The organism is Streptomyces sp. NPDC091292, from assembly GCF_044757265.1.
In the GTDB taxonomy this organism is placed as follows: Bacteria; Actinomycetota; Actinomycetes; order Streptomycetales; family Streptomycetaceae; genus Streptomyces.
In genome coordinates this window covers 220,622-239,078 of the sequence record NZ_JBIVUQ010000001.1, presented here as the reverse complement: position 1 = coordinate 239,078, position 18,457 = coordinate 220,622, and the positions used below count along the sequence as shown (strand labels likewise).

Here is an 18,457-nt window from a genome sequence, read left to right as displayed (position 1 = left end):
CGGGCCGCGCGGCTCAGGGCCCCGCGTCCGGCGTACGGGTCGCGGCGCTTCCCTTCGGGCACACCTTCACGGCCGCCTCGTGGATGACCCGCGCACCCGCCCGGTCCTCCTCGTCGCCCGTCGTCCAGGTGATCCGGTCGGCGCACGACAGCAGCCCGGTGCCGGTGCCCTCCCAGGTCACGACGCGGCCCTTGCCGCTCGCGCAGGGGTGGGTGAAGTCCGCGGACACCAGGGAGACGGAGGACCAGGAGTAGTAGGCCCCGCGCGGGTGTCCGCCCGAGGAGTGGAACTCGGTCATGGTGTCCGGGTTCGCCACGTCACCGGGCGCGGCGAGCGGTTCGTCGGTCTTGAGGTGGGCACCGAGCGCCTTGATCACCTGGGCGGCGCTCAGCCGGGCGGACGTACCGCTGACGTTGGGGGTGTAATGCCTCTCCCCGCCCCGGACGTCGGCGGTCATCTCGCCCTTGCCGGAGTACTGGATCAGGTCGCTGACGCCGGTCAGCTCGACCTCGCGCTTCGGCTCCCCCCAGGTGAACCCGGAGGCGTCGCACCGGATGGCCTCGCGGGACGGGTCCCCGCTCCCCGCCACGGCGTCCTCGCCGCCGATGGTGCACCCCGTGGCCCCTGCCCAGACGGCGACGGCCCCCATGGCCAGGCCGATGCGATACGCGTTCACTGCGTCCCCCGTTTGGTCATGCGCACCTCACTGGAGAGGCGCCACCGGAGGAGACGACGGACAGGGACGGCGGGTTCCGCCTTGATCGCGGTCCGATCAGGCGTCCTCCCCGGTCCCCCGGATCAGATCCCGGCCGAACTCGACCATCTTCTTCGCGTAGTCCTCCGTCCAGTCCGCCTGTTCCGCGATGGCGGCGGGCGTCAGGCGGTCGAAGCGGCGGGGGTCGGCGAGTTGGGCGGCGGCGATGGCCTGGAACTCCATCGAGCGGTCCGTCGCCGCGCGGAACGCGTGCGTCAGCTCCGTCGCCCGCGCCAGCAACCGGCGCGGGTCCTCGATCGACTCCAGGTCGAAGAAGTGCTCCGGGTCCGCGGCGGCCTCGGCCGGCTCGAAGAGCAGCGGCGCGGGACGCGGTCGCCGCTCGGTACGGGGCCGCTCGGGCTCCGTCATGGTGAGTCCTCCTCGTACGCCTGCCGGTGGGCCGTCTCCCATTGTCCCTCGCCCCGCAAGACCGACCACGGGACGGCGGCCACCGGGTGGTCCACGGCGGAGAAGGGCACGTCCCGTCCGGCGTCCCGTCCGGCGTCCCGTTCAGCACCGTGGCGCCCCGCCCACCGGGGGAAACTACCCCCGTGCGACCTGGATCACCGGTTCCTTGGTGAACAGGGTGCCCAGGGCAGGGGCGTTCACCCTGCGGGCCGTCAGGCGCAGGGCCTCCCAGACCGTCACCTGGTTGGCCGTGAGGACCGGTTTGCCGACGGTGGATTCCAGGTCGCGGAGGTGGGCCGCCGTGTGCAGGGCCGTGTCGGGGAGGAGGACCGCCTCCGCGTCGGGGTGGTCCGCCGCCTCCGCGAGGGCCACCACCTCGGCCCGGCCCCACGTACCGACCTCCGCCGCCGTGATGATCCCGCTCCCCCGCACCCCGACGACCTCCGCGCCCGCCGCCTTCAGGAAGGATGCGAAGAGGGCCGCCACGTCGTCGGGGTAGGTCGCCCCGATCGCGACCCTGCGCACCCCCAGCTCCCGGATCGCGTGCGCGAAGGCGAAGGACGTACTGGACGCCGGAAGCCCCGCCGTACGGGCGAGGGTGCGGACCTGTTCGTGCGCGCCCTCCCAGCCGTAGACGAAACTCCCGCTGGTGCACGCCCACACCAGGGCCTCGGCGCCGGAGCGCCGGATCTCCTCGACCCCGGCGGCGAGCCGGTCCGGCGAGCCCATCTCCAGGAGCGCGTCGACCCGGTGCGCGTCCTCGCCGATGTCCGTGTGGACCACGGCCAGCCGGATGTCGCTGCCCAGCAGTTGCTCGATCCTCGGATAGTCGTCCTCCGCCGAGTGCCCCGGGTACAGGAATCCCAGTGCGGTCACGTCCAGCCTCCTTCGCGTGGGTGCCCCGGCCGCACCCTTCTCAGGGCAGCGGCGGAGGACCGTCGGGCAGGGTCGGCGTCCCCCCGCCCGGTGCGGGAGGCGTGTCGAGCTGCACCGCGCCCGGACGCGCGCCGGGATCGAGCAGCGCCTGATACGGCCCCACCGCACGCGTACCCAGTCGGCGCAGGGCTGCCCACATCGTCACCTGGTTCGCCGAGAGCACCGGCATCCGCAGCTCGGCCTCCAACTGGGGGATCACGTCGTACGTCGGCAGGTTCGTACAACTGATGAACAGCGCGTCCGCGGGCGCGCCCCGGGCCTCACCTACAGCATGCCTCGCCATGGTCACGACGTCTCGGTAGGGCACCTTCCAGATGTGCCGGGTGAGACCGAGGCTCGCGCGGCCCGTGACGGTGACGCCCGCTTCGGCGAGGTAGTCCTCCAGGACCCGGGTCACGGACGTCGTGTACGGGGTGACCAGGGCGATCCGGTGGGCCGACAGTTCGGCGAGCGCGGCCAGGAGGGCGCCGGACGTGGTGAGCGAGGGCAGGGCGCCCGCGCGGGTCATGGCCTCACACATGGCGCGCTCACCGGCGATACCGCCGACGAAGCTGCCGGAGGTGCAGGCGTAGGCGATGACCTCGGGTTCGGCGGCGCCCAGCGCGCGGACCGCCTCGCCGAGGGTCTCGTGCTCGCTGACCAGCCGCGCGAGATGGAGGCTGACCTCGACGGGCACGTACGGCGTGCGGGTGAGGAACAGCGAGATGTCGTCGGGCACCCAGCGCCACAGTTCGCGGTCGAGGGCGAAGTCGAAGGGGGCGACCACACCGATACCGCGTTGCGGGTGAGGTCCACCTCCACCGAGGTAGGAGACGTCCATAGCAGGCCCCAGGGTGGGTAAGAGCGTGCGTGCGTGGCCAGGGCGGTGCCGGAGGGTACGGGCGCCGGTGGCCGGGGACAGAGAGCCGGCACAGGCCGGGACGTCGGGACGGGGCGGTGCGGGTCGGGAGAGAGGCCCGTGTTGACGACGGTAGGTTCGGGTGCCAGCGTGGTCAATCCGCGCTCTCGGCCAACCAGGACGGCACCGCTCGTACGGCTGATCGGACGGCTGATCGGACGACTACCAGAGAAGCGGATCCGCATTGCGAAACGGTTTCCCGACCATGTCCGAACCGGCTCCCCGGCCCCCGGACCGCCCGCTCCCGACCCTCCTCGTCCTCGACGCGGACCCGGCCGATCCGCCGCCCCGGCTCGGGCGGCTGACCGGGCGGGCCCGGATCGTGCACACCGGCGAGGCGGGCCTCGCGGACCGACTCCCGCAGGCCGATGCGCTGTTGGTGTGGGACTTCCGTTCGGAGGCGGTACGGCTGGCCTGGCCGGGTGACGGGCCGCGCCCCGGCTGGGTGCACACGGCGAGCGCGGGCGTCGACCATCTGCTCGGCCCGGAACTGGCCGCGTCGGACACGGTCGTCACCAATGCGCGCGGCATCTTCGACCGGCCCATCGCCGAGTACGTCGGCGGGCTCGTCCTCGCCATGGCCAAGGATCTGCCGCGCACCCTCGCCCTCCAGGAGCGGCGCGAATGGCGGCACCGCGAGACGCAGAAGGTGTCCGGCAGCCGGGCCTGCGTGGTCGGCTCGGGCCCGATCGGGCAGGCGATCGCCGGGACGCTGAAGGCGCTCGGGGTGCTGACGGCCGTCGTGGGCCGCGCCGCGCGCCCCGGTGTGCACGGGCCCGCCGAGCTGGACCGGCTGACGGCCCGCGCGGACTGGGTGGTGTGCGCGGCGCCGCTGACCGACGACACCCGGGGCATGTTCGACGCGCGGCGCTTCGGGATGATGCAGCCGTCGGCGCGGTTCATCAACGTGGGGCGCGGCCCGCTCGTCGTCGAACCCGACCTGGTGGCCGCGCTGGAGCGCCGGTGGATCGCGGGCGCCGCCCTGGACGTCTTCACACACGAGCCGCTGCCGCAGGGCAGCCCGCTGTGGAGCACCCCGGGCCTGATCGTCTCGCCGCACATGAGCGGCGACACGGTCGGCTGGCGGGACGAGCTGGGCGCCCAGTTCGTGGAGCAGTACGAGCGGTGGGTGGCCGGAAAACCGCTGTTGAACGTGGTCGACAAGAAACGTGGGTATGTCCCCGGTCAGTGAACCGGTCGCGATATCCGGTCCCGGAACCCGGTCACGGAACGGCAAGCTCTGGAGGGTGCATGACGCGGCTCACGGATCTGACGGCGACCCAGCTCGTGGAGGGCTACCGCAAGGGCGAGTTCAGCCCGGTCGACGCGGTCGATGCGGTGCTCCGCCGGATCGAGGAGACGCAGCCCGCCGTCAACGCGTTCGTGCGCGTGGACGGCGAGGAAGCTCTGGCGGCGGCGGGCGCCTCCGCCGACCGGTGGCGGCGCGGTGAGCCGCAGGGGCTGCTCGACGGCGTCCCGGTCACCGTCAAGGACCTGCTCCTGACCCGGGGTCACCCGACGCTGCGCGGCTCCCTGACGGTCGACGCGGCCGGGCCGTGGGACGAGGACGCGCCGTCGGTGGCGCGGCTGCGGGAGCACGGCGCGGTGTTCGTGGCGAAGACGACGACGCCCGAGTTCGGCTGGAAGGGCGTCACGGACTCTCGGCGCCATGGCGTGACCCGCAACCCGTACGACACCGCGCGGACCTCGGGCGGCTCCAGCGGCGGCAGCGCGGTCGCGGTGGCGGTGGGCGCGGGGCCGCTGTCGCTGGGGACGGACGGCGGCGGCAGTGTCCGTATCCCCGCGTCGTTCTGCGGGATCTTCGGGCTGAAGCCGACGTACGGGCGGGTGCCGCTCTACCCGGCGACCCCCTTCGGGTCGCTCTCGCACGTCGGGCCGATGGCGCGGGACGCGGCGGACGCGGCGCTGATGATGGACGTGATCAGCGCGCCCGACGCCCGGGACTGGTCGCAGCTCGGCCCGGTCCCCGGGAGCTTCCTCGACGGCATCGACGCGGGCGTGCGCGGCCTGCGGGTCGCGTTCTCGCCGACGCTCGGCGGGCAGGTCGCGGTGCGCCCCGGGGTCGCGGCGGCCGTACGGCGGGCGGTGGAGGGGCTTGCCGGGCTCGGCGCGTACGTCGAGGAGACCGACCCCGATCTGACGGATCCCGTGGACGCCTTCCACACCCTGTGGTTCAGCGGCGCGGCCGGAGTGGCACGGTCGCTCGGCCCCGACCGGCGCGAGCTGCTCGACCCGGGGCTGCGCGAGATCGTCGCGGCCGGCGCCCGCTTCAGCGCCCTGGACACCATCGGCGCCACGGACACCCGCGCGGAGCTGGGGCGGCGGATGGGCCGGTTCCATGAGACGTACGACGTGCTGGTCACGCCGACGATGCCGCTGACCGCGTTCGAGGCGGGGGCCGAGGTGCCCGCGCGGAGCGGGGCGCGCCGGTGGACCGGGTGGACGCCGTTCACGTATCCGTTCAACATGACGCAGCAGCCCGCCGCGACCGTGCCCTGCGGTCTCGACGCGGACGGGCTGCCGGTCGGACTCCAGATCGTGGCGGCCCGGCACGCGGACGCGACGGTGCTGCGCACGGCCCACGCGCTGTACGAGGCCGGGATCGCGGGGATTCCGGCGCCGTCGCTGCCGTAGAAGCGGGGGTCAGGCCCGCCGGAAGGTGAGCGTCTCGCCCAGGGCGCCCGCCCGCCACAGGTCGTTCGCGGCATCGGCCATCGCGTCGAGCCCGTCGACCACCTGGCCCCAGACGATCCCCGGGACCCAGCCCACGTCACCGTTGAGCAGCAGGTTGTTGCGCTCGTAGAACAGGGCCAGGTCGACCGTGGTGGCGCCGGCCGCGACCCCGGCGCCCGAGCCGTAGCCGTACGCCTGGCTGCCCAGTTGGGTGCCGTTGAACGTGAAGTAGCAGAGGTCCCCGGGGATCGGGGTCACCGTCGGGTTCTCCAGCGGGGGTTCCTCGGCGGCGAACGGCGGGAACAGGGCGTAGATCTCGTTCCGGGCGTATTTGGCGTGATACACGTCACCGCCCAGCGGCAGCGCGTCCCAGACGGCGGCGCAGGTCAGCGGGGCCCGGTCGGTGAGGAGTTTCGCGGTGCAGTGGACGCCGCGCCGGGTCAGGGCGATGTCGAGATAGCGATCGGTCATGCACCAAGGGTTCCCGGGGGTCACCGGCGCATACCGGGGTCACAGAAGCATCAGGGGCTCGAAATGATCCGCATACCTCGCGTGAGCCCGGGTAGCCGCGCGGCCATGGCTCCACCTTTCGGAAACGACACAGAGACCATGGGCCCGCGCGCGTCCGGGCCGCCCCGAATCGGCAGACGCGCGGTGCTCGCGGGCGCGGCGGCGGCCGGTGCCGTGGGCGCGCTCGGCGCGGCGGGATGCAGCCGGGTGCCGAGCGGCGACACCCTCGCCCGGCTGAAGTCCCAGGGCACCGTCCGCCTCGGCATCGCCGGTGAGGTGCCGTACGGCTACATCGACGACGACGGCGAGTTCACCGGCGAGGCCGTCGAGCTGGCGAAGGTGATCTTCAAGCGGCTGGGTGTGGACCGGGTGCAGCCCGTGGCGACGGACTTCAGCTCCCTCATCCCCGGGCTCAAGACCCAGCAGTTCGATGTCGTCTCCGCCGGCATGTACATCAACAAGGAACGCTGCCAGCAGGTCATCTTCTCCGACCCCGAGTACCAGATGCTCGACTCGTTCATCGTCCGCAAGGGCAACCCGAAGAACCTGCGCTCGTACGAGGACGTCGTACGGACGAAGGCGAAGTTCGGTACGGGGACGGGGTACGCGGAGATCCAGTACGCCGTCGACTCGGGCTACCCCGAGAAGGACATCGTCATCCTCCAGGACCAGGTCGCCGGGCTGAACGCGGTGGAGGCCGGGCGGATCGACGTCTTCGCCGGGACCGCGCTCACCACGCGTGAGGTGACGAGGAAGAGCGCGAAGGCGGAGGCGACCGAGCCGTTCGCGCCGGTCATCAAAGGCGAGAAGCGGATCGACGGCGGCGGGTTCACGTTCCGCCCGAACGACACCAAGCTGCGGGACGCCTTCAATGTGGAGATCCACAAGATGAAGGACAGCGGCGAACTCTTCCGCATCCTGCGTCCGTTCGGCTTCACCGAGGCCGAGATGACGACGCTGACGGCAGAGGAGCTGTGCCAATGACCGTGGGACTCTGGCAGAACTGGGTGCTCCCCGGGATCTGGGTCACCCTCCAACTCACCGTCTACAGCGCCGCCCTCGCCACGGCCGTCGCCTTCGGCGTCGGCATCCTCCGCACCCACCGGCTGCGTTTCCTACGCTTCCTCGCCGGGCTCTACACCGAGATATTCCGCGGTACCTCGGCGCTGGTCCTGATGTTCTGGATCTTCTTCGTGCTGCCGCAGCTCGCGGGCTGGTCGCTGGTCCCGATGTGGGCCGCCGTCCTCGCGCTCGGCCTGTCCTACGGGGCGTACGGCGCCGAGGTGGTGCGGGGCGCGCTGAACGCGGTGGCGCCCGCGCAGCGTGAAGCGGGCGTGGCGCTCAGCTTCACGCCCTGGCAGCGGGTCCGGCTGATCCTGCTGCCGCAGGCGGTGCCGGAGATGATCCCGCCGTTCTCCAATCTGCTGATCGAACTGCTCAAGGGGACCGCCCTGGTCTCGCTGCTCGGCATCGGCGACGTGTCCTTCGCCGCCTACCTGGTGCGGCTCGCCACCCAGGAGAGCGCGCAGATCTACGGGATCACGCTGGTCGTCTACTTCGTGATCGCGTTCGTCCTGACGCGCGGGATGCGCGCCCTGGAACGGAAGACCAAGGCCGGGATCGGCCGGCGCCCGCAGCCCGCCGGCACGGGAGGGGGCGTCGCGTGAACACCACGTACACCGTGAGCAGCACGTACATATCAGGCACCGGGACGGACGGCGGGACCACGACCCTGGCGGCCGACGCCTGGGACTGGTCCGCCGTCGGGGACTTCATGCCGCACTTCTGGGACGGGGTCGTCACCACCCTCCAGATCCTGGCGCTCGGTTCGCTGATCTCCTTCTCGGTCGGCCTGGTGTGGGCGCTCGCGCTGCGCGCCCCGAGCCGTTTCGTGCGGTGGCCGGTCGGTGTCCTCACCGAGTTCGTCCGCAACACCCCGCTGCTGGTGCAGCTGTTCTTCCTGTACTTCGTGCTGCCGGAGTGGGGCATCCAGTTCTCCGCGCTGACCACCGGCATCGTGGCGATCGGGCTGCACTACTCGACGTACACGGCGCAGGTCTACCGCGCGGGCATCGACGCCGTACCGGCCGGGCAGTGGGAGGCGGCCAAGGCGCTGAGCCTGCCCTACGGCCGCACCTGGACGGCGGTGATCCTGCCGCAGGCCGTCCGCCGGGTGGTCCCGGCGCTCGGCAACTACGCCATCGCGATGCTCAAGGACACCCCGCTGCTCGCCGGGATCGGCGTGCTCGAACTGTTGCAGCGCTCGCGTCTGGAGGCCGCGCAGACCTTCCAGTACACCGAGGCGCTGACCGTCGTCGGGGTCGCCTTCATCCTCATCGCCTATCCGTCCTCCCTGCTCATCCGAACCCTGGAGCGCCGCCTTGTCCGCTGACACCCACCGCCCCAATCCGACGGTCGACGGCAGTGAGCTGATCCGCTTCGACCACGTCACCAAGCGGTTCGGCGACACCACCGTCCTCGACCAACTGGACTTCTCGGTCGCCTCCGGCAAGCACGTCACGCTGATCGGTCCTTCCGGCTCCGGCAAGACGACGATCCTGCGGCTGCTGATGACGCTGCTGCGGCCCTGCGAGGGCACGATCAGGGTCGGCGGCGAATGCCTCACGCATGAGCGGAAGAACGGCAAGCTGGTGCCGGCCGGCGAGAAGCACGTCCGGGAGGTGCGCAAGAACATCGGGATGGTGTTCCAGCAGTTCAACCTCTTCCCGAACATGAAGGTGCTGCGGAACATCACCGAGGCGCCCGTGACCGTGCTCGGCCTGTCCAGGGACGAGGCGGAGGAGCGGGCGAAGGAACTCCTCGACATGGTCGGGCTCGGTGACCGCTGCGACGCCTATCCGTCGCAACTGTCCGGCGGGCAGCAGCAGCGGGTCGCCATCGCGCGGGCGCTCGCGATGCGCCCGCAGGTGCTGCTTCTGGACGAGGTGACGTCCGCGCTCGACCCGGAACTCGTCGCGGGCGTCCTGGACGTCCTGAGGGACATCGCCCGCACCACGGACATCACGATGCTCTGCGTGACCCACGAGATGAACTTCGCCCGGGACATCTCCGACCAGGTGCTGATGTTCGACGCGGGCCGGGTCATCGAGTCCGGTCCGCCGGAGAAGATGTTCAGCGACCCGGAGCAGGAGCGGACCCGTGAGTTTCTGAGCGCGGTGCTGTGAGCACGGACGGTAACCAAGCTGGTCCGGGCCCTGTGGTGTGACTGTGGCATATGACAGAGGTGTCGCGCCGCTGATGAAAGGGGTCGGCGGGGGCGGACAATCTTCGTCAACAGGCACGCCCCGGGGCCCGGTTGACGGCTATCGTGGACACAGCCCAGCTGTCCGGAAGAGGCCCATCCAGGGAGATGCCGTGGCGCTGAAGCACGAGTCGACCGCGCCGTACCAGTCGGTGCAGCACGCTCTGCGGGTGCTCGACCTCGTCTCCCGGCGCGGTACCGGGGTGACGGAGGCGGAGCTGTCCCGCGAGACCGGGCTGCCCGGCGCCCGGCTGGCACCCCTGCTGCGGATGCTGCGCCGCGAGGGGTACGTGGCCCAGCTCACCGACGCCGCCTATGTCACCGGCGACTCACTGAACCGGCTCGCCGCCGCGCACGGCCGCGACCAGGCCCTGCGCGACACCCTCCAGCAGACCCTGGACCGGCTGCGCGACCAGCTCGGCGCCGCGATCTACGTCAGCCGGTACATCGACGGCGAGGTCCGGGTCACCCAGTGCGCCGACGGGCCGCTGACGCCCGCCGTGCACGAGTGGGTGGACTTCCGGAAGTCGGCGCACGCCAGCGCCATCGGCAAGAGCCTCCTCGGCCAGCTCGACCTCAACGGCCGCCGCGACCACCTCGACCGGCACCCGGCCGCCCGGCTCACCTCGCGGACCATCACCAACGAACTGGTCCTGCTGAACCGGCTCGACGCCCAGCCCGCGACCGTACCGGTGCTCGACCTCCAGGAGTACGCGGTGGGGACGGTCTGCGCGGCCGTCCCGCTCACCGCGGGCTCCTCGGCCGGCGCGCTCGGCCTGTCCCTCCCGGTCGAGCACGCACACCGGTTACGGGAGGCGGCGGAGACCCTGAACCGCGAGGCGGCACCGGTGCTGCTGTCCCTGACGCTCTAGGGACGCCGGTGCTCCAGCGGTGATCCAGTGGGCCGGAGCACCCTTCGGGACCAGGTACTATTTTCTGCGTCAGCGGGCGCCGCTAGCTCAGTTGGTTAGAGCAGCTGACTCTTAATCAGCGGGTCCGGGGTTCGAGTCCCTGGCGGCGCACAGACGTGGTACGGCATGGGGCTCCTCGGTTTCCGAGGGGCCCCGGTCGCGTTCCGGTAAGGAAGTCCCGAGGAATCCGCAGAAGGGCACGGACATGACCGGCACAGGCACAGGTTCCGGGACCTCTCCCCTGTTCCCGGCCTCCGTGATCCATGTCGAGATGTTCCACGATCCGCCGGACGCGGTGCTGTTCCCCGAGGAGGAGGCGCTGATCGCGCGGGCCGTGCCGAAGCGGCGGTACGAGTTCACCACCGCCCGCCTCTGCGCCCGCGAGGCGCTGGCCCGGCTCGGCCACCCGGCGGCGCCGATCCTGCGCGACCCGCGAGGCGCGCCCCTCTGGCCCGAGGGGGTCGTGGGCAGCCTCACGCACTGTGCCGGGTACCGGGCCGCGGCCGTGGCGCACCGCGACGATCTCGCCGCGCTCGGCCTGGACGCCGAGCCGAACGCGCCGCTTCCCGACCCCGACACGCTCGCCCTCGTCTCCCTCGCCGGGGAGCGCGAGCGCCTCGCCGGACTCGCGGCGGCCCACGCCGGTCTCGGGGTCCACTGGGACCGGCTCCTCTTCAGCGCCAAGGAGAGCGTCTACAAGTCGTGGTATCCGCTGACGGGCCGCTGGCTGGGCTTCGAGGAGGCCGACATCACCATCTCGGCGCGGGACCACACGTTCCGGGCGGAACTCCTGGTCCCGGGCCCCACGGTGAACGGAACCACCCTCACCCACCTCAACGGCCACTGGCAGCTCAGGGGCAACCTGATCCTGACCTCGACCGACGTACCGGCCTGAGTGCCGGCTTGCGTACCGGTTTGAGGACCGGCGCCGGACGGTGACGGCGGTCAGGGGGTGAGCAGGTCATCCCGGCCCTGCCGTGCGAACTCCGCGCGCAGGGCGGTCAGATCGGCCGCCGTCAGCGGGCGGTAGCCCGCGTCTCCCGGCGGGCGCCACCACACAGGACCCTCGCAGCCGAACCCCTCCCGCCGCAGCCCCACCCGGTGCACCTTGTTCGTCGCCGTCACGGGCATCCGCTCGACCACCCGGACGAAACGCGGCGCCATCTTCGTACCCAGATCGGGCTGGGCGAGCAGGAATGCGGCGAAGGCGAGCGGGTCGAAGGGGGCGCCTTCGCGCAGGGCGAGGGCCGCCATGACCTGGTCGCCGGCCACGGGGTCCGGTACCGCGTACACGGCGACGGCGGCGGCGTCCCCGTAGCGCGCGAGGATGTTCTCGATCATCGCGGCGGCCAGGTTCTCGCTGTCGACGCGGAGCCGGTCGTCGGTGCGGCCCGCGAAGTAGAGGAAGCCGTCGGTGTCGCGGTAGAAGAGGTCGCCCGTCCAGTACCAGCCGCCGCGACGGCGGGCGGCGTCGGCCTCCGGGTTGCGCCAGTAGCCCTCGAAGGGGTTGGGGCCGCGGTTGACCAACTCCCCTATGGACGCCTCGCCGTTGAGCAGCCGTCCCGCCGCGTCGAAGAGTGCCGGAGGGCACTCGGTACGGGTCCCGGGGTCGACCACCGCGAGGTCGTCGCCCGGCGCGGCGCGGCCCACGGCGCCCACCGGTGTGCCGGGGGTGCGCTGGATGGCGGCGCCGCCCTCGGACGACCCGTACCCCTCGACAAGCCGTACCCCGAACCGCTCCTCGAAGCGGGCCGCGTCCACCGCGCCCGCCTCGGTGCCGAAGCCGACGCGCAGCGCGTGGTCGCGGTCGTCGGGGCGCGGCGGGGTCGCGAGGAGGTACTGCACGGCCCGGCCTACGTAGGTGAAGTACGTGGCCCGGTACGCGCGTACGTCGTCCAGGAAGCGGGACGCTGAGAAGCGGCGCCGCAATGCGATGCCCGCTCCGGCGGCGAGGGCGGGTGCCCAGTCGGCGATGACGGCGTTGCCGTGGAAGAGGGGCATGCAGATGTAGTGCACGTCGTCGGGGCCGACGTCGAAGTGCCCGGCGAGGGAGCGCCCGGCGGCGGCGAGGCGGCCCTGGGTGCAGATCGCGGCCTTGGGCGCGCCGGTGGAGCCGGAGGTGAAGTAGAGGAGAAGCCGGTCCCCGGGGGCGGCCCGCGTGGCGTCGGGTTCGGCTCCGGCGTAGGGCGCGAGCAGGTCGGCGTAGGCGTCCGTGTCGGTCACCAGGACGCGGACGCCCGGGAGTTCGAGGCCGTCCAGGAGCGGTAGCCTGCTCCGCTCGGTGATCAGGACGCGGCACTCGGTGTGCCGGATGTCGCGGGCGAGTTCGGGGCCGCGCCGGGTCGGGTTGACGCCCGCGACGGCGGCCCCGGCGAGCGCGGCGGCGCTCAGCCACAGCGGGTACTCGGGGGTGTTGTCGAGCAGGACGCCGAGGTGCGGCGGGGCGCCGGGCGGCAGCAGGTCGGCGAGGAGCGCGGCGCGGGCCGCCGCGCCCGCGGCGACCTCGTGATGGCTCAGCGTCCGGTCCTCGCACCACAGCCCGGGGCGGTGGTCGCCCCACCGCTCCCGTACCAGCTCCGCGACGGTCATCGCCTGGGATCCCATGACCGCGCACCATAATTGACGGAGCGTCAGAAGAACATGTGCACGGTCACCATGAACACGGCACAGAAGGCGATGAAGAAGCCGAGGAAGAGCAGTATGGCGACCAGGGTGCAGCCCGCCTTGACGGGGGCGGCCGGGCGGGCGGTGGCCTTCTCGGGCCGGTCGGCGGCGTAGTGCACGACGACGACGTCCCCTTCGATGACCGTGCCGGGCCCGTCGGCCTCCTCGAACCGGACGGACCGGCCGTCGCGGGCCGTGAACTCGTAGACGTGGTGCAGAGTCGTGGACGTGTGTCCCGAGTCGCTGTCGCGGTCGGTCGTCGTGTACGTGCGCAGACAGCGCGCCTCCGCCGTCAGGCCGCTGTTCCAGGCGCGGCGCAGGTCAAGCCAGCGCTGGACCACCTTCACGGCCATGAACAGCGCCAGCGCCGCGATGAGCGACGGCGCCAGGTAGAACAGGAACTCCATGACATACCCCCCGTACCGGCCGGTTCTCGGCCCTGCGCACGCCACGCGTGGAGTGGCGTGCGCAGAACCTACCTGTGGGGGGTTCGGTGGAGCCTCAGGGGATGCTCAGAGTTCGCCCGGTCAGAACGTGACGTCCGAGCAGGCGTAGAACGCGTTCCCGGTGTCGGCGATCGTCCACACCGCGAGGATCACGTGGTGCCCGCTCTTGCCGGACGGGACGGTGCCCGAGTGCGAGAGCGTGGCCGGGGGCTGGCCGCTGTACGGCACCGTCAGGAACGGGGTCGTGTCGAGCGAGGCGCGGGTCAGCGGAGCGTTCTCGTTCCAGCCGTTCTTGGTGATGTAGTACCGGAAGTCGGTCGTGGAGTGCCTTGCCGTGAACTGCCAGCGGAAGGTGTAGCTCTGTCCGCCGTTCAGCTTCGTGGTGGGCCAGGCGCCCCCGCCCGGCGTCTTCGGCGCGTCGAGCTGGCCGAACTGGGTGAGGCCCGCGGAGCAGATCCTGCCGTCGGCAGGCCCGCCGCCCGGGAAGCCCTTCGGGCCCTCGACACTCTGCGGCTCCCACTGGATGGAGCCGCAGTTCGCGACGGATCCACCGGTGGCACAGAGCTTCTGACGACTGACGGGGAGATCGGTGTAGCCGTGGCTGCTCGCGCCACCGGCCGACAGCGCGAACGCGCCGACGGTGGTGAGGCCGAGCATGGCCGCGTAGATCTTTTTTCGCATGCTGCCGCTCCTGGGGAAACGTGGGGGTCTTCCGTGAGGCGTACGCAGAGCTGCGGTCTAGACCAAGTCTCAGATTATTGCCGTTAGTTGAACATGTCCATACCAATGATGAGCCGGTTCCGGTCAGAGCGGATCCGGTCGCAGGGCGGGACGGAACGGCGTGGTGACGGCGCGGGGCGGGGTGACGGCGGGTCAGGACGGCGGTTCCGCTCCCCGGCCCGTGCAGAACGCGACCGTCAGATCCTTCACCAGAGCCTTGCGCTCGTAGTCGTCCAGCTCGACCAGACCCCGCACGGTGAGCCGAGTGACCGTGTCCTCGACCGAGTCGACCACCGAGGTGAGCACGGTGTCGCGGTGCTGCGCGTCCAGGGCGGCGATCCGGCGCCGCTGCATCGCCGCCGCCACCTCGGGCGCGTACTCGATCCGGGTCGGCTGCGCCGAGAACACCTCCAGGCCGACCGGCGCGGTCTCCGCCGCGAGCAGCCGGGTCAGCGCGTCACCGACCGCCTCCGCGTCGCGCAGCGTCGGCGCGTCCGGCCGGAAGGCGTCGGCGGGCAACTGCGAGAGGACCCGCGCGAGCGCCGCCTCCACGCACTCCCGCAGATACTCCTGATGGTCCGCCACGGCAAGCGTCGCCCGCGCGGTGTCCCGGATCCGCCACACCACGAGGACCACGACGCGCAGCGCGACACCGTTGGCGTCGACCGCGGGCATCGGCTCACTGCGCCAGTGCCGCAGCCGTACGTCGGCTCCGCGCCGCAGCAGCAGCGGGTTGACCCACAGCAGACCGGTGCGCCGGACCGTGCCCCGGTACCGGCCGAAAAGCGTCAGCACCCAGGCCCGGCCGACCCGCCCCCGGGCCAGCCCGCCGAAGCCGAACAGGGCGACGGTGCCCGAGGCGGCGAGCGCGCCCCACTGCGCGGGGGTGATGTCGCCGCCGCCGAGCCCGGTACCCGTCAGCCGGGGCGCGCCGAACCCGGCGCCGCCGAGCCCCGCGTTCCCGAGCCCGACCCCCGCGTACCCGCCGCCCGCGTACGCCGGCAGACCGAGCAACTGGACGAGCAGCGGGGGCAGTACGCCCGCCCACCACAGCGTGATCAGACAGCCCGCGACCCCGGCGAGTCCGGCGAGGACGCCGACGGCGCCGGGCAGGGCGCGGCCGAGCCGTTCGGCCGGGGCGGCGGCGCCGACGTCCGGCGCGGACCGGCCGCCGGGCGCGCCGGGCGTGCGGGGCGCGGGGCGGCGCAGCGGGGGGCGCTGGGGCGGCCGGTCGTCGGTGCGCGGCTGTTCGCCGGTCCCGCGGCGGCGTCCCACCACCGCCGGGGACAGGTCGGCCGACGGCGCTTCGGGCTCGTCGCGGAAGAGGAGGTGGACCGGGATCTCGGTGGTGACCTCGTTGTGGATCAGCCGCGGCGGGCGAGCGCCGGGGTCGTCGGGCCGCGGGGACCGCGGGGTCGTCGTGCTCATCCGTGCCTCCGTCATGAGAAGAGCCGCCGCCAGGTCTCGGGGCCGGGGTAACCGTCGGCCGCGGCGCCGCGCCAGCCCTGCGCGCGCTGGAACGCCTCGACGGCGCGCCGGTCGCTCTCGCTCCAGCGCGGGCCGGGACCCTGCGTGTAGTGCCTGCCGAACCCCTTCTTCACGAGCTGCCTGCCGAGCCGCTCGACGTACGCGTTGGACTGTCCCGGGCGGAAGAACTCGATGCCTGGGTAGGCGGGGACACCGGCCGACGGCGCACCGCCGGGCTTCGCCCCACCGGACTCCCCCGTCCCCCCTGTGCCCCCGGTCCCCCCGCTCCCCGTGGCGGGCGCCGGGGCCTCGGCCGCCTTCGGGATGTCCCGCCCCTTCCCCTTCACCAGCAGATTCCAGGTGGCGGGACCCGGGATGCCGTCCGCGTCGGCGCCCTTCCACCCCTGGGCCTGCTGGAACGCCTGGGTCGCCCGCCGGTCCGCCTCGCCCCAGCGCGGCCCGGGGCCGGAGGCGTAGAAGCGCTTGGCGCCCCGGCCGACGAGCATCGTGCCGAGCTGCGTGACGTACTTGTTGTGCGCGCCGGGGCCGAAGGACGACTTGCCCGGGTACGGCGTCGCGGCGCTCGACGCCTGTGCGCCACCCGCCACCGTTCCGCCCTCCTTGACGCCCTTGTAGCGGTACGGGACGTAACGGTCGGCGTAGTTCCAGTACGCGTACGGCGTCGACTGCTTGCGGGCGGTCGGCGGGGTCTGCTCGTACGCGATGTAGTAGTTCCGCGTGTAGTCCGTCCAGCCGCCGAAGATCGTGACGTGCGAGCCCTTCTCCGGATTGGACGGATTGTGGAAGAGGAGCATGTCGCCGGGTTCCAGCTCGTCCTTGGTGATCCGCACCCCGTAGGCCCCGAGGCTCCCGGTCCACTCGTTCTGCGCGAGCCCCCAGGCCATCGACACGAACCCCGAGCAGTCCTGGCGGTACCCGTCCGTCCAGTACTTGGTCATGCTGTACGGCACCTTCGCCTCGATCCACCCCTTGGCCCGGTTGATGATCTCGGTCCGGGTGATCAAGGGCGTCCTGACCGGCGCCGACGACGCGCCCGGGGGTCCGCTCGCCCCGCCGTGCAGCGGTGCCTTGGTGCCCTGGGGGGTGTCCGGCTCGTCGGGGGCGGGGGCGCCGGGACGGCCGGGGGCGGACGGCGTGGCGGGACGAGCCGGGGCGGCCCGCGTGGCGGGACGACCTGAGGCGGTCTGCGTGGCCGGAGGACCCGGGGCGGCCTCCGTGGCCGGACGACCCGGGGCGGCCTCCGTGGCCGTGGCGCCCGGCGCCACCGGCTGTCCCGGTCCCGCCGGGCGGTGGTCCGCGGCGAAGGCCGGCACCCCCTGCGCACCGCCCAGGACGGTCCCCGCCGCCGCCGCGAGGACGAGCGCGCGGCGCGCGCCGTGCGCCGCCGGGCTGCCGCCGAGCCGGACCGGCAGGGCGTGCACCGGGACGCGCCGCCAGTGGACACAGCCGGCACAGTCACAGTCGCTCGCGGGGTCGATCTCCTCGAACACCGGAGCGTCCATGCGATTCCCCTCACACACCGGATTGACATCTCCGCGCATCTGCACGGTCGTCAGTTTCGCAACTGTCCGCACATACCGCATGTTGACGGTCCAAATGATTGACAGTCAGAACATATGCCACATTTCAGGCATGGGATGGTGTACGGGTGGTGCACGGGACGGTGGCCGAGCACCCTTTCCGGTCAGGTAGAGTTCTCCAGGTCAGCGCGCGCCGCTAGCTCAGTTGGTTAGAGCAGCTGACTCTTAATCAGCGGGTCCGGGGTTCGAGTCCCTGGCGGCGCACCGACCGGAAAGGCCCTCGCAGCAGCGAGGGCCTTTTCGCTGCCCCTGGACCCCCGCGGGCCGCGCATCGCGGCCGTTCCTGGACGCCCGCCACCTGGGGGGCGCCGTGCGGATACCGTGGGCGCCATGGCGCGCGACATACAGGAGCGGATCAAGAAGCTCATCATCGACCGGCGGCTGCCCTCCGGGGCGGTCCTGCCGACCGAGCCCGAACTGATGGAGCTGCTCGGCGTGAGCCGGAACTCCGTCCGCGAGGCGCTGAAGGCACTCCAGGCGATGGGCATCGTCGAGATCCGGCACGGCTTCGGCACGTATGTCGGGCCGATGTCGATGGCGCCCATGATCGAGGGCCTTACCTTCCGCACGGTCGCCGGGCACTACCGGGGCGAGGACAGCCTCCGTCAGCTTCTGGAGCTGCGGGCCGCCGTCGAGACCGGGCTGATCTCCCGGCTCGCGGGCCGGCTGCCCGCCGCCGACCTCGCCGAACTGGATGCCCTGGTGGACCGCATGGACACCGCTGCCGCCGCCGGCGACGGGTTGATAGAGAGCGACCGCGCCTTCCACGCCACGCTCTACCGGGGCCTCGGCAACCAACTGCTCAGCGAACTGCTCGAAGCGTTCTGGGACGCCTTCCACCGGGTGCGGACCGACCTCGTGGACCTCCCGCACGACCCCCAGGTCACCTGCCGCCAGCACCGCGAGATCCTGGACGCCGTCCGCTCGGGCGACGCGGTCCGGGCCGAGCGGGCCATACAGGAGCACTTCGGTGACATCCGTACCCGACTGAGCGCCCCCGCACCGGCCCCCGCATCACAGTCGTATACGTCCCCGCCGCCCGGGAGCCCCACGCCCTTGCGATCATGACGAGCGGCATAGAACGCTGGCCCGAGCCCTGGGATCCCATGTGGCGGCGGGGACGGACGAGTTGGTGATCCGGACCGGGCGCGGGGCGGGAGCGGGGGGCGGGGGCCCCGGTTCGTGA

Annotated in this window: 19 protein-coding genes and 2 tRNA genes; 11 read left to right on the top strand and 10 right to left on the bottom strand. The window is 72.3% G+C overall.

Annotated elements, in window-relative coordinates; all coding sequences use genetic code 11:
• Positions 1-13: 13 nt before the first annotated feature.
• The 4 genes from ACIQNU_RS01040 to ACIQNU_RS01025 all read right to left on the bottom strand — a co-directional run bounded on the left by ACIQNU_RS01040 (position 14) and on the right by ACIQNU_RS01025 (position 2,918).
• Positions 14-676, bottom strand: coding sequence for a hypothetical protein (locus ACIQNU_RS01040; RefSeq protein WP_401359385.1), 663 nt, complete (start codon positions 674-676; stop codon positions 14-16).
• A 96-nt stretch (positions 677-772) separates the two neighbouring features.
• The gene (locus tag ACIQNU_RS01035; protein ID WP_401359384.1) at positions 773-1,123 is read right to left on the bottom strand and encodes a hypothetical protein; all 351 of its coding nucleotides are present in this window, start codon (positions 1,121-1,123) and stop codon (positions 773-775) included.
• Positions 1,124-1,297: 174 nt separating this feature from the next.
• A complete protein-coding gene (locus ACIQNU_RS01030) occupies positions 1,298-2,038 on the bottom strand; it encodes a decarboxylase (RefSeq protein ID WP_401359382.1) in 741 nt (246 codons plus the stop codon).
• 40 nt (positions 2,039-2,078) lie between these two features.
• On the bottom strand, positions 2,079-2,918 hold the full coding sequence (locus tag ACIQNU_RS01025) for an aspartate/glutamate racemase family protein (RefSeq protein ID WP_401359380.1): 840 nt from the start codon (positions 2,916-2,918) through the stop codon (positions 2,079-2,081).
• 283 nt (positions 2,919-3,201) lie between these two features.
• Between ACIQNU_RS01025 and ACIQNU_RS01020 the strand changes: the two genes are divergently transcribed.
• Both ACIQNU_RS01020 and ACIQNU_RS01015 read left to right on the top strand, forming a co-directional pair.
• Positions 3,202-4,188, top strand: coding sequence for a D-2-hydroxyacid dehydrogenase (locus tag ACIQNU_RS01020; protein ID WP_401359377.1), 987 nt, complete (start codon positions 3,202-3,204; stop codon positions 4,186-4,188).
• A gap of 59 nt (positions 4,189-4,247) precedes the next feature.
• Entirely contained in the window at positions 4,248-5,651 is a 1,404-nt protein-coding gene (locus tag ACIQNU_RS01015; protein WP_401359375.1) for an amidase, read from the top strand.
• Between the two features lie 9 nt (positions 5,652-5,660).
• On the opposite strand, the gene ACIQNU_RS01010 is transcribed toward ACIQNU_RS01015, so the two are convergent.
• Complete coding sequence (locus ACIQNU_RS01010; protein ID WP_401359372.1) at positions 5,661-6,161, bottom strand: DUF3830 family protein; 501 nt, start codon at positions 6,159-6,161, stop codon at positions 5,661-5,663.
• Positions 6,162-6,266: 105 nt separating this feature from the next.
• Here ACIQNU_RS01010 and ehuB point away from each other — a divergent pair, with 105 nt between their 5' ends.
• From ehuB to ACIQNU_RS00975, 7 genes are all read left to right on the top strand, one after another.
• Complete coding sequence (gene ehuB, locus ACIQNU_RS01005; protein WP_401359369.1) at positions 6,267-7,184, top strand: ectoine/hydroxyectoine ABC transporter substrate-binding protein EhuB; 918 nt, start codon at positions 6,267-6,269, stop codon at positions 7,182-7,184.
• Complete coding sequence (gene ehuC / locus ACIQNU_RS01000; RefSeq protein ID WP_401359368.1) at positions 7,181-7,867, top strand: ectoine/hydroxyectoine ABC transporter permease subunit EhuC; 687 nt, start codon at positions 7,181-7,183, stop codon at positions 7,865-7,867. The genes ehuB and ehuC overlap by 4 nt, the downstream gene beginning before the upstream one ends.
• A 107-nt stretch (positions 7,868-7,974) precedes the next feature.
• Positions 7,975-8,592, top strand: coding sequence for an ectoine/hydroxyectoine ABC transporter permease subunit EhuD (gene ehuD, locus ACIQNU_RS00995; protein WP_401362340.1), 618 nt, complete (start codon positions 7,975-7,977; stop codon positions 8,590-8,592).
• Positions 8,582-9,385, top strand: a complete 804-nt coding sequence (gene ehuA / locus ACIQNU_RS00990) for an ectoine/hydroxyectoine ABC transporter ATP-binding protein EhuA (RefSeq protein WP_401359366.1) — start codon at positions 8,582-8,584, stop codon at positions 9,383-9,385. The genes ehuD and ehuA overlap by 11 nt, the downstream gene beginning before the upstream one ends.
• Before the next feature lie 190 nt (positions 9,386-9,575).
• A complete protein-coding gene (locus ACIQNU_RS00985) occupies positions 9,576-10,334 on the top strand; it encodes an IclR family transcriptional regulator (protein ID WP_401359364.1) in 759 nt (252 codons plus the stop codon).
• A gap of 76 nt (positions 10,335-10,410) precedes the next feature.
• Positions 10,411-10,484: transfer RNA gene (locus ACIQNU_RS00980), tRNA-Lys, on the top strand.
• A 94-nt stretch (positions 10,485-10,578) separates the two neighbouring features.
• A complete protein-coding gene (locus ACIQNU_RS00975; RefSeq protein WP_401359362.1) occupies positions 10,579-11,268 on the top strand; it encodes a 4'-phosphopantetheinyl transferase in 690 nt (229 codons plus the stop codon).
• Between the two features lie 50 nt (positions 11,269-11,318).
• On the opposite strand, the gene ACIQNU_RS00970 is transcribed toward ACIQNU_RS00975, so the two are convergent.
• From ACIQNU_RS00970 to ACIQNU_RS00950, 5 genes are all read right to left on the bottom strand, one after another.
• On the bottom strand, positions 11,319-12,977 hold the full coding sequence (locus ACIQNU_RS00970) for an AMP-binding protein (protein ID WP_401359359.1): 1,659 nt from the start codon (positions 12,975-12,977) through the stop codon (positions 11,319-11,321).
• Between the two features lie 26 nt (positions 12,978-13,003).
• Positions 13,004-13,444, bottom strand: a complete 441-nt coding sequence (locus tag ACIQNU_RS00965) for a DUF3592 domain-containing protein (protein ID WP_401359357.1) — start codon at positions 13,442-13,444, stop codon at positions 13,004-13,006.
• Between the two features lie 120 nt (positions 13,445-13,564).
• Positions 13,565-14,164 (bottom strand): lytic polysaccharide monooxygenase, encoded by a 600-nt coding sequence (locus tag ACIQNU_RS00960; RefSeq protein ID WP_401359354.1) that lies wholly within the window; start codon positions 14,162-14,164, stop codon positions 13,565-13,567.
• A 192-nt stretch (positions 14,165-14,356) separates the two neighbouring features.
• Positions 14,357-15,631 (bottom strand): SPFH domain-containing protein, encoded by a 1,275-nt coding sequence (locus ACIQNU_RS00955; protein ID WP_401359352.1) that lies wholly within the window; start codon positions 15,629-15,631, stop codon positions 14,357-14,359.
• 11 nt (positions 15,632-15,642) lie between these two features.
• A complete protein-coding gene (locus tag ACIQNU_RS00950; RefSeq protein WP_401359350.1) occupies positions 15,643-17,193 on the bottom strand; it encodes a peptidoglycan-binding protein in 1,551 nt (516 codons plus the stop codon).
• Positions 17,194-17,401: 208 nt separating this feature from the next.
• On the opposite strand from ACIQNU_RS00950, the gene ACIQNU_RS00945 reads away from it, so the two are divergent.
• Together ACIQNU_RS00945 and ACIQNU_RS00940 are read left to right on the top strand one after the other, a co-directional pair.
• Positions 17,402-17,475: transfer RNA gene (locus tag ACIQNU_RS00945), tRNA-Lys, on the top strand.
• 126 nt (positions 17,476-17,601) lie between these two features.
• Positions 17,602-18,339, top strand: coding sequence for a FadR/GntR family transcriptional regulator (locus tag ACIQNU_RS00940; RefSeq protein ID WP_401359348.1), 738 nt, complete (start codon positions 17,602-17,604; stop codon positions 18,337-18,339).
• Positions 18,340-18,457 lie beyond the last annotated feature (118 nt).

Excerpts from the sequence above, each read along its gene's own strand:
- ehuD (WP_401362340.1), top strand. The coding sequence starts at position 7,975 with ATGCCGCACTTCTGGGACGGGGTCGTCACCACCCTCCAGATCCTGGCG.
- ACIQNU_RS00975 (WP_401359362.1), top strand. The coding sequence starts at position 10,579 with ATGACCGGCACAGGCACAGGTTCCGGGACCTCTCCCCTGTTCCCGGCC.
- ACIQNU_RS00970 (WP_401359359.1), bottom strand. The coding sequence starts at position 12,977 with ATGGGATCCCAGGCGATGACCGTCGCGGAGCTGGTACGGGAGCGGTGG.
- ACIQNU_RS01010 (WP_401359372.1), bottom strand. The coding sequence starts at position 6,161 with ATGACCGATCGCTATCTCGACATCGCCCTGACCCGGCGCGGCGTCCAC.
- ACIQNU_RS01020 (WP_401359377.1), top strand. The coding sequence starts at position 3,202 with ATGTCCGAACCGGCTCCCCGGCCCCCGGACCGCCCGCTCCCGACCCTC.
- ACIQNU_RS00940 (WP_401359348.1), top strand. The coding sequence starts at position 17,602 with ATGGCGCGCGACATACAGGAGCGGATCAAGAAGCTCATCATCGACCGG.
- ACIQNU_RS00955 (WP_401359352.1), bottom strand. The coding sequence starts at position 15,631 with ATGAGCACGACGACCCCGCGGTCCCCGCGGCCCGACGACCCCGGCGCT.
- ACIQNU_RS00960 (WP_401359354.1), bottom strand. The coding sequence starts at position 14,164 with ATGCGAAAAAAGATCTACGCGGCCATGCTCGGCCTCACCACCGTCGGC.
- ehuB (WP_401359369.1), top strand. The coding sequence starts at position 6,267 with ATGGCTCCACCTTTCGGAAACGACACAGAGACCATGGGCCCGCGCGCG.
- ACIQNU_RS00950 (WP_401359350.1), bottom strand. The coding sequence starts at position 17,193 with ATGGACGCTCCGGTGTTCGAGGAGATCGACCCCGCGAGCGACTGTGAC.
- ACIQNU_RS01035 (WP_401359384.1), bottom strand. The coding sequence starts at position 1,123 with ATGACGGAGCCCGAGCGGCCCCGTACCGAGCGGCGACCGCGTCCCGCG.
- ehuC (WP_401359368.1), top strand. The coding sequence starts at position 7,181 with ATGACCGTGGGACTCTGGCAGAACTGGGTGCTCCCCGGGATCTGGGTC.
- ACIQNU_RS00965 (WP_401359357.1), bottom strand. The coding sequence starts at position 13,444 with ATGGAGTTCCTGTTCTACCTGGCGCCGTCGCTCATCGCGGCGCTGGCG.
- ACIQNU_RS01025 (WP_401359380.1), bottom strand. The coding sequence starts at position 2,918 with ATGGACGTCTCCTACCTCGGTGGAGGTGGACCTCACCCGCAACGCGGT.
- ACIQNU_RS01015 (WP_401359375.1), top strand. The coding sequence starts at position 4,248 with ATGACGCGGCTCACGGATCTGACGGCGACCCAGCTCGTGGAGGGCTAC.